9 protein-coding genes are annotated in these 13,467 nt (G+C 74.3%); 3 read left to right on the forward strand and 6 right to left on the reverse strand.

The window, feature by feature from the left end:
- The first annotated feature begins 143 nt into the window (after nt 1–143).
- Nucleotides 144–1,604 (forward strand): lanthionine synthetase C family protein, encoded by a 1,461-nt coding sequence (locus IG64_RS41680; protein WP_037860294.1) that lies wholly within the window; start codon nt 144–146, stop codon nt 1,602–1,604.
- A 638-nt stretch (nt 1,605–2,242) separates the two neighbouring features.
- Nucleotides 2,243–4,372: an FG-GAP-like repeat-containing protein gene (locus tag IG64_RS25355; protein WP_037860298.1), complete on the forward strand. Its 2,130-nt coding sequence runs from the start codon at nt 2,243–2,245 to the stop codon at nt 4,370–4,372.
- Nucleotides 4,373–4,498: 126 nt separating this feature from the next.
- On the opposite strand, the gene IG64_RS25360 is transcribed toward IG64_RS25355, so the two are convergent.
- The gene (locus tag IG64_RS25360; protein ID WP_037860303.1) at nt 4,499–5,716 is read right to left on the reverse strand and encodes an MFS transporter; all 1,218 of its coding nucleotides are present in this window, start codon (nt 5,714–5,716) and stop codon (nt 4,499–4,501) included.
- A 103-nt stretch (nt 5,717–5,819) separates the two neighbouring features.
- Between IG64_RS25360 and IG64_RS25365 the strand changes: the two genes are divergently transcribed.
- Nucleotides 5,820–6,653 carry a helix-turn-helix transcriptional regulator gene (locus tag IG64_RS25365; protein ID WP_234438607.1) on the forward strand — a complete coding sequence of 278 codons (834 nt, stop codon included), beginning with the start codon at nt 5,820–5,822 and terminating at the stop codon, nt 6,651–6,653.
- A 19-nt stretch (nt 6,654–6,672) separates the two neighbouring features.
- On the opposite strand, the gene IG64_RS25370 is transcribed toward IG64_RS25365, so the two are convergent.
- From IG64_RS25370 to IG64_RS25390, 5 genes are all read right to left on the reverse strand, one after another.
- A complete protein-coding gene (locus tag IG64_RS25370; protein WP_037860460.1) occupies nt 6,673–7,008 on the reverse strand; it encodes a hypothetical protein in 336 nt (111 codons plus the stop codon).
- Between the two features lie 73 nt (nt 7,009–7,081).
- Nucleotides 7,082–7,888: a DUF4097 family beta strand repeat-containing protein gene (locus tag IG64_RS25375; protein ID WP_063758837.1), complete on the reverse strand. Its 807-nt coding sequence runs from the start codon at nt 7,886–7,888 to the stop codon at nt 7,082–7,084.
- Nucleotides 7,889–8,334: 446 nt separating this feature from the next.
- Nucleotides 8,335–9,945, reverse strand: a complete 1,611-nt coding sequence (locus IG64_RS25380) for an amidase (protein ID WP_037860306.1) — start codon at nt 9,943–9,945, stop codon at nt 8,335–8,337.
- A gap of 321 nt (nt 9,946–10,266) precedes the next feature.
- Complete coding sequence (locus tag IG64_RS25385; RefSeq protein ID WP_051813325.1) at nt 10,267–11,745, reverse strand: APC family permease; 1,479 nt, start codon at nt 11,743–11,745, stop codon at nt 10,267–10,269.
- On the reverse strand, nt 11,738–13,429 hold the full coding sequence (locus tag IG64_RS25390) for an amidohydrolase (protein ID WP_037860308.1): 1,692 nt from the start codon (nt 13,427–13,429) through the stop codon (nt 11,738–11,740). Before IG64_RS25390 ends, IG64_RS25385 begins: the two co-directional genes overlap by 8 nt.
- Between the last annotated feature and the right edge of the window lie 38 nt (nt 13,430–13,467).

Here is a 13,467-nt window from a genome sequence, read left to right on the forward strand (position 1 = left end):
CGCCCCCCCTCCCCCGCCGAAGCCCGCACCCCCGCCAACGCCCAACCGCACGCCGAAGCCCGGCCTCTCCGCCGCCCACTCCCACGCCGGCACCCGCTCCCACCCCGCTCCCACGCCCGCCCCGACCGCACCGGACACGGCCGATGACCCCACACCACCGCGCACCCCGCCTCAGCGGACCGGCGCTCGACACCGCCCACCGAGTCGCCCGCACCCTGCGCGACCCGGCCCACGCCGCGGCCGTCACACGGGCGGGTCTCGCCCGGCTGCCCGCGGACCTGATGCTCCCCGCCTGGCACGCCTCCTCGGTGCTCCTCGGGCACAGCGGGGTCAGTCTGCTGCAACTGCGCTGCGCCCAGCACGATCCGGACGCGCTCGCCGCCGCCCGCGCCCACCTCCGGGCGGCCGCCGCGGCCTGTGCGGGCGCCGGCCCCGCCTCGGCGGGCGACCTGGTCCTGCCCCTGCTCCTGTACCTGCGGCGGACGGGTTCGGGCGCGGGACCGGCGGCCCAGGCCATGGACGCGCACACCGCCGCACTCGCCGCCCGCACGGCCCGGCCGCGGGCCGCCACCGGCCGGCGCACCGGCGGTGGCGACGGTGGCGGTGGCGGTGGCGGTGGCGGTGGCGGTGGCGGTGGCGGTGGCGGTGGCGGTGGCGGACGGGCCTACCACCACTACGACGCGATCACCGGCCTCGCCCGGCACGGCCGGATCCTGCTGCTGGCCGCCGACACCGGCCATGCCCGAGCCGCCCGGGTCCTCGCCGTCGTCCTCACCCGCCTGGTCGAGCTGACGCGGCCGACCGAGGTGGACGGCGTCCTGGTGCCCGGCTGGTGGTGCTCTCCGGAGCACTACCTGGTGCCCCGCGACCGGGAGACCTTCCCGCGCGGGGACTTCAACACCGGTGCCGCGCACGGCATCTGCGGCCCACTGGCGCTGCTGTCCCTGGCCAGGCTGTCCGGACGCGGCGTACCGGGCGACGCGGAGGCGATCCGGCGCGTGGTCGACTGGCTCACCGGCCACACCCGCCCCGGCCCCGGGGGCGCACCGCAGTGGCCGGGCCGGATCTCCTACGAGGAGCAGACCGCCGGCCGTACCGGAGGGCCACGGCGGGCCGCCGCGACCCGGCCGGCGCGTCCCGCCCGTGTCCGGCCCGGCTGGTGCTACGGCACCTCCGGCATCGCCGGGGCCCTGCACCTCGCGGGCCGGGCCCTCGCGGACCCGGCGGTCGTCCGGACGGCGATCCACGCGCTGCGGGGCCTGCTGCACAGCTCGCCCGGCGAACTCGTCCCCGACGGCGATCCCGGCCTGTGCCACGGCCTGGCAGGGATCCTGCACGCCACCACTCTGATGGCCGCCGCCACCGGCGACCCGGACCTGTGGACCGGCGCCGACCGCCTGGCCGACGCGCTCCTGGCCGCCTTCTCGCCCGGGGCCGCCTTCGGCTACCGGCGTCCGGTCCAGGGCACCACTCCCCCGGCGCACCTGGACAGTTGCGCCCTGCTCGACGGCGCCACCGGCGTCGCGCTCGCCCTCGCCACCTACGCGCAGCCTCCTCGCACCGCCGCCTCGCCCACCTGGGACGCGGCCCTGCTGACGAGCTGACGAACCTCGGCGGGCCCGGTGACCGTGCGGGAGGGGGCGCGCGACGCGGGAGGTCCCGGCGCTCGCCGCGGCGGGCGCGGGCCTTGTGCCGTCGTGCCGGGACGACGGGCGGGGACGGTCTCCAACTGCTCGTCCACGGCGGCGCGATGGTCATGTCTGCCCTGGTGAAAGGGTATGGGACTCCGTTCACGGGACCCTTACATGTGCTTTACTTTCCGCCGGACGAGGGGCTCTTGGGCCTGGACAGCGTGGGGGCGCTCGGCTCCCCCTCGGTTTCGAGAAGGGAAACACATGGCGATACGCCGTGTCCGCCGTGCTCGTGCGGCGCAACCGCTCGACGCGGCCCCGTTCCTGACGGTGTGTCCGGCAGGGACCGCTGCGGCCGCCGGTTCCGGGGCACCGGCCCGGAGCGGCACGGCGTCCGGCGCCACCGCTGCCGGCACCGCGGCGCGGAACCCCGGCCCCGGCCTCGCCGGCCTCCGCGTCACCGGCTGACAGCACGCCCGGCCCGCCGCCCCGACCGGGCGCCCCGGGCCGTGTCCGCCTCGTCCTCCTTCTCGCGCGGCCGGTCCCCCCGGTCTGCCCCCGTGCTCCGGCCGGGCGCCCCGCGCACGCGACCCCAACGGGAGAGGTTCATCGTGTCAAGATCCCGCTCGACCTCCGCGAGGAGCGCCGGCCTGCTGGCCGCCGCCACCCTCGCGGCGGGCTGTCTGACCGTGTCGGGAGCGCATGCCGTCACCGGCCCCGCGGTCACCGACAACGGTTTCGCCTTCGCCGCCCGCCTGGACATCGGCGACGGGCAGCGTGCCTGCTCGGCGGCTCTGGTGGCCCCGCAGTGGCTGGCCGCCTCCGCGCACTGCTTCGCCGAGGACGGCGCCGCCCAGGTGCCCGCGGGCAAGCCGAAGTGGAAGACGACGGCCACCATAGGCCGTACGGACCTGACCAGCACCGCCGGTCAGGTCCGTGAGGTCGTCGAGCTGGTCCCGCGCGGCGACCGCGACCTGGTCCTGGCGCGACTGGCCTCGCCGGCCACCGGCATCGCCCCGGTGGCGCTCGCCACGACCCCGCCGGCCGCCGGTGACGAGGTCACGGTGGCCGGTTTCGGCCGGACCAAGGACGAGTGGGCGCCGCTCAAGCTGCACACCGGGACCTTCAGCGTCGACGCGGTGAACGGCGGCACGCTCGCCCTGCACGGCAAGACCGCGGCGGACGCCGTCTGCGCCGGTGACGCGGGCGGTCCGGTCGTGCGCCAGAAGGACGGGAAGACGGAACTGGTCGCCGTCAGCAGCCAGTCCTGGCAGGGCGGCTGCTTCGGCACCGACCCGGCCGAGACCCGCAACGGCGCCGTCTCCACCCGCCTGGACGACGTGGCCCGCGGCAACGTCCTCGCCTCCGGCGGCGTCCTGCTGCCCGGGGACACCCTGACGTCGAACTCCGCCCGTCTGACCATGCAGGACGACGGCGACCTGGTCGTCGTCTCCGACTCGGGCCAGACCCGGTGGTCGACGAAGACCGGCGGTCACCCGGGCGCCCGGGCGCGGCTGGACGCGAACGGCAACCTGGCCGTGGTCGGCAGCGACGGGACCACCGTCCTGTGGCAGACCGGCACCAGCGCCGCCGGCGGCTCGCTGGTCCTCCAGGACCGCGGCAACCTCGTCCTGCGCAACGCCAAGGGCGAGGCGCAGTGGGCCGCGGGCACGACGGTCCGTCACGACTACGACGGCGACGGCCGCAGCGACATGGCCGACTGGTACGACTTCGCGGACGGCAGCGACCAGATCCACGTCTTCCCGGCCACCGCGGGCGGCGGCTTCGGGAACCCGGTCCACGGCTGGCAGACCCCGGCCGGCAACTACTACGCCGAGAACATGAAGCGCTTCACCGGCGACTTCAACGGCGACGGCATCGCGGACGTGGCGACCTTCTACGGCTACTCCACGGGCGAGGTGGCCCTGATCACCTGGCTCGGCAAGGGCGACGGCACCTTCGGGGGCCCGCAGCGTTCCTGGAGCGCCGCCACCGGCTGGACGTTCTCCCACATGACCGTCAACGCGGGCGACTTCAACGGTGACGGCCGTGACGACGTCGCCGTCTGGTACGACTACGCCGACGGCAGCGACAAGATCCACACCTTCCTCTCCCGGTCCGACGGCGGCTTCAACAGCCCGTTCGTCTCCTTCCAGCGCACCAGCGGCTGGGAACTCTCCCACATGAAGTTCACCACCGGTGACTACAACGGCGACGGCCGCGACGACCTCGCCGCGCTCTACGGCTACGCCACCGGCGAGGTCAAGCTCTTCACCTTCCCGGCCAGGCCCGACGGCGGACTCGGCGAGCCCGTGGCGGGCTGGAACTCGCCCACCGGCTGGGAGTTCGCCCGCGCCACCCTCGTCTCGGGCGACTTCGACGGGGACGGCCGTGACAACGTCGCCGCCTGGTACGACTACGCCGACGGCAGCGACAAGCTGATCGGGTTCACCCCCAGCGGCGCGGACGGCGTGTTCGGCAACCGCACCGAGCTGTGGTCCACGCCGGCGGGCAACTACTACCGCGACAACATGCAGCTGGTGACCGGTGACTACAACGGTGACGGCCGCGACGACCTGGCCACCTTCTACGGTTACTCCGACGGCAGCGTCAAGACCATCACCTGGACCGCCAAGGCCGACGGCACCCTCAACGGCCCGGCCGGCAGCTGGTCGGCGGCGAAGGGCAACTGGACCTTCAGCCGCGTCCACATGATCGAGCGCTACAACAGCCCTTCCTGACCGGGGCCGTCGACGGGCGGGCCGGCCGGCCCGTCCCGTGACGACGAGGGCCTCTCGCGGTGCGCGGACATCGGGTCCGCCGAGCCGCGAGAGGCCCTTTCTTCGCGTGGACGCCCGGGGCGGCCGTCAGTTGCGGGGCTCCGGAACCTGGCGGGGGATCAGGGCGTGCACCACGCCGGCCACCACCGCGATGCCGACGCCGGTCAGGCACAGGGCGCGGGCGGAGATGTCGTGGTCGACCAGGATGCCGCCGAGGGCCGCGCCGAGCGCCTGACCGAGGTAGATGCCGGAGGAGTTGAAGGAGATGACGACGCTGGGCAGCGTCGGCACCAGCTCGGTCAGCCGGTGGTTGTTCGGGGTGGCCACCGCCCAGCCGGCGGCCCCGTTGAGGGCCATGACGATGATGACGGGCACGAGCGAGGTGCAGACCGTCAGCAGGGCGAGCGTGACGATGAGCAGGGCGACGGCGCAGGTGAGGGTGCGTGCGGCGCCCAGGCGGTCGGTGAGGAAGCCGCTGCCGAAGGAGCCGAAGATGCCGCCGAAGCCCCAGGCGAGCAGCGCCGCGGCGAGTGCCGTGCCGTGGATGCCGGCGATCTCGGCGAGCACGGTCGCGGTGTAGGTGTAGACCATGATGCTGGCGCCGCTGGCCAGGAGCATGAACACCACCATGGTCACGACCCGGCGGTTGGCCAGGACGGCGAACCGCTGGGCGAGGGGGATCGCCGGCGGGATCGGCAGGCCGGGCAGCACCACCAGGACGCCGAGCAGTGCCAGCGCGCCGACGGCGGCGACGAAGACGAGGCTGGCCTCCCAGGACACGTGCTGTCCGATGGCCGTACCGACGGGGACGCCGAAGACGGTGCCGACGGTCAGGCCGCCCAGGATCACCGACAGGGCCCGTCCGCGGGCGGCGGGCCCGGCGAGCGCGGCGGCCGCCGCGGAGGCGTTCGGCGTGTACAGGGCCGCGCCCAGGCCGGCGACGACCCGTGCCACCAGCAGCAGCGGCAGGTCGGGTGCGGCGGCGGAGGCGAGGTTGGCGAGGACGAACAGCGCGAGCGCGACGGCCAGCAGGGGCTTGCGGGGCAGCCGGCTGGTCAGGACGGCCAGGAAGGGCGCCGCCAGGCCGTAGGTCAGGGCGAACGCGGTGATGGTCTGCCCGGCCTCGCCGGTGGAGACGTGCAGGCCGCCCGCGATCTGGGGCAGGATGCCGGCCAGGACGAAGGAGTCCGTGCCCATGGCGAAGGAGCCGAGGGCGAGGACGGCGACGGGCTTTCCCCAGGAGGATGCGGAGGCCGGTGCCGCGGTGGGGCTGTTCGTTCCCGTGGTGGTCGATTTTGTGGTCACACCAAGAGAGTGGCGCCTCGCGCGAAGGGGGTACAGAGGGCCAATCATGCTGGTGTAATGAGCACCAGGACACCGCCCGGAGGGGGATGCTTTGATGGCCGGCATGCAGCGAGAGCTTCTGGCGGCGTTCCTGAGATCCCGGCGGGAGTCGCTCTCCCCCGAACGGCTGGGGCTGAACCCCGGGCCGCGGCGCCGCACGCCGGGCCTGCGCCGCGAGGAGGTCGCGCAGCTCTCCGGGGTGAGCCTGACCTGGTACACGTGGCTGGAGCAGGGCCGGGACATCCGGGTGAGCCGGCAGGTCCTCGAAGCCCTCGCCCAGACCCTCCAGCTGACCCCGGCCGAGCGGCGGCACCTGTTCACGCTCGCGGAGACGGCCCTGCCCGCCGAGCGGCCCGAGCCCGCGGTGGTCAACCCGACCCTGCGCAAGCTGGTGGAGACGCTCGATCCCAACCCGGCGCACGTCATCAACGACCGCTGGGACGTGCTGGCCGCCAATCGCGCCTACGCCTCCCTGGTGGGCGGCCTGGAACAGCTGCCGCAGGAGGAACGCAACAGCATCTGGCTGCTGTTCACCCGCCCGCAGATGCAGTCGCTGCTGGTCGACTGGCAGAACGAGGTCCGCGACATCCTGGGCCAGTTCCGCATCGCCGTCGGCCGGCAGCCCGACGATCCGCGGACCGCCGCGCTCATCGAGACCCTGACCACCTCCAGCAGCCAGTTCCGCGCGCTGTGGTCCGAGCATCCGGTGCGGGCGTTCCGGCCGACCATGAAGCGCTTCAGCCACCCGGCGGCCGGGCGGCTGGACCTGAACTACACCAAGCTGGACGTGGCGGAGGCGCCGGGCCAGCATCTGGTGGTGTTCATGCCCGCGTCCGACGCGGACGAGCGGGCGCTGGCCCGTCTGGTGGAGGAGTCCCCGCAGGCGGCCCTGCTGTAGCCGTGGTCCTGGGCGCGGATCACTCCGGGTGGCCGACGGCATCCTTCTGCAGGCGCACCGCCGCCAGCAGGCTCAGCCCAGGCTCCGCCTGCCGCAGCGCCTTCAGGGCCGCGATCGAGCCGATGTCCCCGGTGAAGCCGGCCTCGGCCAGCCGGGAACGGACCCAGTCGGCGCGCAGTGCGCTCTCGGTGGCGGCGGCGGTGGACCGTACGAGCGCGGCGGCGCGTTCCAGTCCCGGGCGCTCCTCGGGCGACGCCTCGGCCAGTGCCTGACGCAGTGCCGCCCCGACCACGTCGGCGTCCCTGATGACCAGCACGAAGTCGTGCTTCTTGTTCAGTCCCGTGAGTGCTGCCATGCGCTTCACCGTGCCCGTCACGCACACGTCGCGGCAAGCGACTTGAGCATCTCCAGAGACTCGGCGGGGACCGTCACGCCTGACCGTCCGGCCGGTCCTGCGGCCGGCCCCCTGCGACCGGCCGTGCCTGCGTCCGTCCGGCCCGCTGACCGGCCTGCTTCACCGTCAGGTCGCCGTTCGTGGTCGACAGGTCCAGGCGGTACGCGGCCGACGGGTCGTTCGCGAACGCCACCTTCCGCTCACCGTGCGAACTGTCCGCCTTCACGCGGTACTTGGCGGGCGGGGCGGTGACGCTGAGGCTGCCGTTCGTCGTGCGGGCCCTGATGTTCTGCGGGGTGGCCGTCTCGATCGTCACCCCGCCGTTGGACGTCCGTGCGTCCACGCCGCCCCTGGTGCCCTTGACCCGGACCTCACCGTTGGACGCCAGCAGCTTCACCGGACCGCTCGCGCCGTCCACCGTGATCCGGCCGTTGCTCGTGTGCACGTCGACCGCGCTCATGCCGGTCAGGGTGAGTCCGCCGTTGGACGTTCCCCCGCTCACCGGGAGCGCGGCGGGTACGGTCACGACGTAGTCGATGCCGCAGTCACCGCCGCAGCCGGACAGGGTCAGGACGCCGTCCACGACCCGGACGGACGTGCCCTTCGGCTTGTCGCCCCGGTAGGAGACCCGGCGGTGCACGGTGACGGTGGAGACGCCCGTCGAAGTGCCCACCTTCACCCCGCCGTCGCTGTTGTCGAGGCGGACGGAGGTGACCTTCTGGGGCACCCGGGCGTCGTCCTCGAAACTCTTCTGCCCGATGGCCGAGCAGGCGGAGAGCCCGCCTGCCGCGAGAGCGGCCAGGGCCACCGCGGTGACGGCGTGTGCCGGTCGGTGTCGCATGAGATCCCCCGTACGGAGCGAGTCGGATGAGCTGCGACCGTCATCCGGACCGGGTGAGCGGCGGCGGGTCATCCGGATCGGATGATGTCCGGTCGTCCGTGTCGGACCACCGGTGTTCGGTCATCGCGATCCTACGCAGGGGCGTCTTCGCCTCCCATGGGGTAAACCCCCGGTTGTGCGGCGTGCCCGTGGACCGGCGTCCCGTCGGTGAGCGGACGCCGGCCCGGGCCCTGCCTTCCGGTTTCCGCCCGGCACACGACGTCCGGCACGCTCCCCCAAGCTCTTCGATCAGGGGGGAGCAGGGGGACCTCCAACTCGCCGCACCGGACGGAAGCCCGGGTACGCCCAGTACGAGGACTTCGGCCCGGCACGCCGCGAGCACGCACCGGACGCCGCAGGCCGTCCTCCGGGCGACGGGAATTCGACGCCGAGGCCTGGCGTGCGGGTCAGCCGGAGGCGCCGGCCGGTGCCGTGGGCAGGTAGCGCGGTGGCCGCCGGGCGTCCAGACGGTGTTCCACCGCTGCTCCCAGGGACAGCAGTTCGGCGTCCCGGTGGTCCCCGGTCATCAGGAGCAGGCCGACCGGCAGTTCGCCCACGAACCCGGCGGGCACGGACAGGGACGGGTAACCGGCCACGGCGGCCGGGGTGGAGGACGGGATCACGTCGTTGTCGCCGCGCGCGCAGTCGGTCGTCCAGGCGGGCGGGTTCGCCGGCGAGGCGATGGCGTCCAGGTGGTGCGCGGCCAGTGTCTCGTCGATGGACCGCCGGGAGAGGTCCTTCAGCTCGGCGCGCATGGCCAGGTACCGCGGATCGGTGGTGGCCGGTGCGGCCAGCGCCTGCTCGAACAGTTCCTGTCCGGCGAAGCAGGTCCGCTCGGCGGGGTGGGTACGGTTGAACTCGACCAGCGCGGCCAGGTCGCGCGGCCCCTCGCGGGTGGCGAGGTAGGCGTCGACGTCCCGGTGGAACTCGCTCAGCAGCGCCGGGAACTCCAGTTCCGCGAGGCGGTCCTGGTACGGCGGGGTCACCTCGACGACTTCGGCTCCCGCCGCGCGAAGCCGCGCCGCCGTACGGGACATCAGGGCGTCCACGTCCGCGCCGAGCGAGGGCAGCCGCCACAGGCCGATCCGCCGGCCGCGCAGCCCGGCGGTCCGCAGCGCCGGGTCCGTGAGGCGGGCGGCGTCCGCGGTGCGCGCGGTGTCGTCGCCGGAGAGCACGGAGAGGGTGAGCGCGACGTCGGTCACGTTGCGCGCCATCGGACCGGCCGTGTCCTGCTCGGCGGAGATCGGGACGACACCCGCCTGGCTGACCAGCCCGAGGCTCGGTTTGTGACCGACCACCCCGTTCATACCGGCCGGGCACACGATGGAGCCGTCCGTCTCCGTGCCGATCGCCACCTGGGCGAGGGACGCGGCGAGCGCGGCGGCCGAACCGGAGGAGGAGCCGCAGGGGTTGCGGTCAAGGACGTACGGGTTGTTCGTCTGCCCGCCCACCGCCGACCAGCCCGATGTCGGCTTCGCGGCGCGGAAGTTGGCCCACTCGGACATGTTGGTCTTGCCGAGGATCACCGCGCCGGCCGCCCGCAGCCTGCGGACGAGGTCCGCGTCCGTGCCCGGCGGCTTCCCGGCCAGCGCCAGTGAGCCGGCCGTCGTCGGCATGTCGCGGGTGTTCACGTTGTCCTTGAGCAGGACGGGGATGCCGTCGAGCGGACCGCGGACCGTGCCGCGGCGGTGCCGCAGGTCGCTGGCCGCCGCCTGCCGCAGGGCCGTCGGGCTGGTCCGCAGCACCGCGTCGATCTTCGGGTCGACGGCCTTGATCCGCCGCAGGTACGCCAGGGTCAGGGCCGTCGAGGTCAGCGACCCGCGCTTCATCCGCGCCTGTAATCCGGGGATCGTCACCGTGTCGAGGTCCACTCCGTCCAGGAACGGGGCGCCGGCGGGGGACGGCGCGTCGCCGCCGTACGGCTCGGCGGCCTGCGCGCGCTGTCCGTGTACGCCGGCCGCCAGGAGGGCGGCCACCGTCATGGCCGCGGCCACTGCCGCGATGCTTCTCCGTGTCATGGGCGACACCCCACTACAGGGGGCTCAGCCGGCGCAAGGGCGCCACCGGCCTCGGAGCTCCGAACGGGGGCGCCCGGACCGCACTTCGTTCGGGGCCCTCACGGCGGCGAGACGTCCGGAGGCGGGAGACCCGGAAGGGGGCGGCCGGCGGTCGCCGTCCGGCGGGGCAGCCGCCGCCCGCGCCCGGCAGCCGGTTCCCGGTGGCCTCTGCCCGCCTGCCCTCGCCCGGCCGCCGGCGGTCGCCGTCCGGCGTCCGGCGTCCGGCGGTCCGCGGCCGGCGCGCGGCGCCCGTTCGCCGGTGACGGGCCGCCCGGCGGCCGCTCACTCCTCCAGGTTCACTGTCCGCGCGGGGCGGCGGAACCCGTTCGTGCGCAGGGCGAGGATCCCCACGCCCAGCACCGCCCAGACGATGCCCACGATCTTGGCCGGGGTGTCCAGGCTGATCCACAGCGCGACGTTCACGACGAACCCGAGCGCCGGCAGCAGCACTTGCAGCGCGGCGGCAACGGCTCCGCGCGCCTCGGGGCGCCCCGCGCGCCGGTCGCGCACCCAGAACCCGATCACCGCCACGTTGACCGCGGCGAAGGCGACGTAGGCCCCGAAGTTGATCAGCGAGGCGGCGCTGCCGAGGTCGAGGAAGACGGCGGTGGCGGCGACCAGGCCCACCAGGACCACGTTGGCGGCCGGGACGCCGGTGCGCGGATCGAGCCGTCCGAAGAGCGCGCGCGGCAGCATGCCGTCCCGTCCCATCGCGAAGAGCAGCCGTGCCGCGCTCATCTGCTGGGTCAGTCCGCACCCGAGCACCGCGGTGAGGTATCCGCCCACGAAGACCGCCTGGAACGCGGCACCGCCGATGTACCGTGCGATCTCCGGGGAGGCGCCCACGATGTCGCCCACGGCCGAGACGTCCGGGAACAGCGTCTGCATGACGTAGGTGACGGCCAGGAAGAACACCCCGGCGGCGGCCACGATGAGCAGGATGGCCCGCGGGATGTCCCGGCGCGGCCGTTCGGCCTCCTCGGACAGGGTCGAGACGGCGTCGAACCCCAGGAAGGACAGTGCCAGCAGCGACGCCCCGCTCAGCAGGTCGGGCAGCGGCACCGTGGTCAGGCCGAACCCGGTGGTCCCGAAGGACTCGCCGTGGGTGACGACGGCGCGTACGGCGAACACGAGGAACGCGACGGCCACGGCGGCCTGGACGGCGACGAGCGCCACGTTCACCTTGGCGGCCAGCCGGACGCCCACCAGGTTCAGCGCGGTGCAGACCACGACGGTGGACAGCACCCACACCCACGCGGGGACGCCGGGCACCACCGCGCCCATGTAGATCGCGGCCAGCAGGGCGTTGAGCATCGGCAGCAGGACGTAGTCCAGCGTGGCGGACCAGCCGACCAGGAAGCCCACGGGCGCCCCGAGCGCCTTGCCCGCGTAGGTGTACACGGATCCGGCGGAGGTGATGCGGCGGGCCATCCGCGCGTAGCTGAGCGCGGTGAGCCCGACCGCGACGAGCACGGCGAGGTAGGCGAGCGGCACATGTCCGTCGGTCGCCTCGGAGACCAGGCCGAAGGTGTCGAACACCGCGAGCGGCGCCATGAAGGCCAGGCCGAGGAAGACGATGTGGCGCAGTCGCAGGGTGCGGCGCAGCAGCGCACCGCCCTCGCCGTCCTCGGACCGGCCATCGGGGTCCGCGGTGCCTTCGGCGGCCTGCGGGGAGGGGCCCTGGGTGTGCGAGGAGGGCCCGGCGGCCTGCGGGGGAAGGCCGGCGGCCCGCGAGGAGGGTTCGGCGGGGACGTCAGGCATGGGCATGGCCGCCTTCGGCGTGGGCGGAGCAGGAGGTGAGCGCGCCGTAGTGGCCCGCGGTGGCGCGCGCCGTGGCGGCCTCGTGGACGACCTCGCCGCCCACCCAGGTGACCTCCGCGCGCTGCTGGAGCAGCGCCGCCGGGTCGGCTTCGAGCGCGTAGAGGTCCGCGGACCAGGCGACGAGGTCCGCCTTGGCACCCTCGCGGACGATGCCGTACTCGGCCTCGCGGTGCCAGGCCCAGGCGCCCTCGGCGGTGTAACCGCGCAACGTGTCGTCGAGCCCCAGTCGCTCCTGGGGGGTCCAGGCGTCCCTGCCGTCGAGTCCGGCCCGTGTCAGGGCGGAGTAGAACCCGACCAGCGGGTCCATCTCCCCCACCTGCCAGTCGCTGGAGAGCGCCACGTGCGCGCCGGAGGCCATGAGCGAGCGCAGGCGCCAGGCGCGGTCCCAGCGGGCCTCGCCGACGTTCTCCATCCAGGTCCCGGCCACGAGGTCCGGAGAGCAGTGGCGCGGCTGCATGGCGGCGGTGACGCCGAGCCGGGCGAAGCGCGGGAGATCCTCCGGCGCGAGGCACTCGACGTGCACGATCCCGTGCCGGCGGTCGCGGGTGCCGTTGGTGCGGGCGGCGTGCTCGATCGCGTCCAGGGCGAGGCGGATGCCGCCGTCGCCGGTGGCGTGGGTGTGGGTCTGGAAGCCGAGGCGGTCGAGTTCGGTGATGACCCGGGTGAGTTCGCCGAGCGGCGCGGAGGGGTGACCGCGGTGTCCGGGCCGGTTGGCGTAGTCCTCCAGCATCCAGGCGTTGTGGGGTTCGATGACGTCGTCGGCGTAGAGCTTGACGGGGCCGAACGCCAGACGGTCGCCGTCGGGGGCGGCGTCGGCCGCCGCGCGCAGCCGCTGCCGGAACGCGCCGTCGGAGCCCATGGGGTGGAAGAGCGCCGCGATGACGCGGGAGCTGAGGCGGCCCTCGTCCTGGGCACGCTGGAACAGGCCGGTCTCGGCGAGCGGGACCTGGGGTTCCACCACGGTGGTGATACCGGCGGCGGTGGCCATCTCCAGACTGCCCAGCAGCTTGCGGTAGCGCCGCTCGGGCGAGTACATGGGGATGTCGCGCTGGAGTCCGGCCAGGCCCGCCGTGGTCATGGCGCTGGTGTAGAAGTCGGTGACCCAGCCGGTCGCGCGGCCGTCGGCGTCCCGCTCCGGGCGGCCCCAGGGGATGTCGCCGCCGTCGTCGAGACCGAGCGCGCGCACGGCCGCGTCGTTGAGCCACACCGAGTGCTGGTCGTAGGTGGTGACGAAGACGGGGCGGGAGGTGAGGCCGGCCAGGTCGCGGGCGGCGGGGCGGCGGCCGGGGACCACCGAGTAGACGGCGTTCTCGGCGCAGATCCAGGTCAGGTCCGGTCGGGCGGCGGCGAGTTCGGCGATGCGGCGGCGGACCTCTTCGAGGGTCTCGGCGCCTTCGAGGCTGACGGCGTCGGGGTCGAAGCCGAGCAGCAGGTGGTTGTGGCTGTCGATGATGCCCGGGGTCAGGAGGCCGCCGTCCAGGCGGCGGTGCTCACGGGCCGCGGGGGCGTCCGCCTCCTCGCCGACGAAGGCGATGCGCCCGCCGGTGATGCCGACGGCGCCGGCCCAGGGGCGGGCGTCGTCGAACGTGCGCACGCGAGCGCCGGTGATCAGGGTGTCGAGCATGGTGGTCCTCGGTTCTGGGGGCACGCCACACAGGGGTG

The organism is Streptomyces sp. NRRL S-340, assembly GCF_000720185.1.
GTDB lineage: Bacteria > Actinomycetota > Actinomycetes > Streptomycetales > Streptomycetaceae > Streptomyces.

Excerpts from the sequence above, each read along its gene's own strand:
- IG64_RS41680 (WP_037860294.1), top strand. The coding sequence starts at position 144 with ATGACCCCACACCACCGCGCACCCCGCCTCAGCGGACCGGCGCTCGAC.
- IG64_RS25365 (WP_234438607.1), top strand. The coding sequence starts at position 5,820 with ATGCAGCGAGAGCTTCTGGCGGCGTTCCTGAGATCCCGGCGGGAGTCG.
- IG64_RS25370 (WP_037860460.1), bottom strand. The coding sequence starts at position 7,008 with ATGGCAGCACTCACGGGACTGAACAAGAAGCACGACTTCGTGCTGGTC.
- IG64_RS25375 (WP_063758837.1), bottom strand. The coding sequence starts at position 7,888 with ATGCGACACCGACCGGCACACGCCGTCACCGCGGTGGCCCTGGCCGCT.
- IG64_RS25380 (WP_037860306.1), bottom strand. The coding sequence starts at position 9,945 with ATGACACGGAGAAGCATCGCGGCAGTGGCCGCGGCCATGACGGTGGCC.
- IG64_RS25385 (WP_051813325.1), bottom strand. The coding sequence starts at position 11,745 with ATGCCTGACGTCCCCGCCGAACCCTCCTCGCGGGCCGCCGGCCTTCCC.
- IG64_RS25390 (WP_037860308.1), bottom strand. The coding sequence starts at position 13,429 with ATGCTCGACACCCTGATCACCGGCGCTCGCGTGCGCACGTTCGACGAC.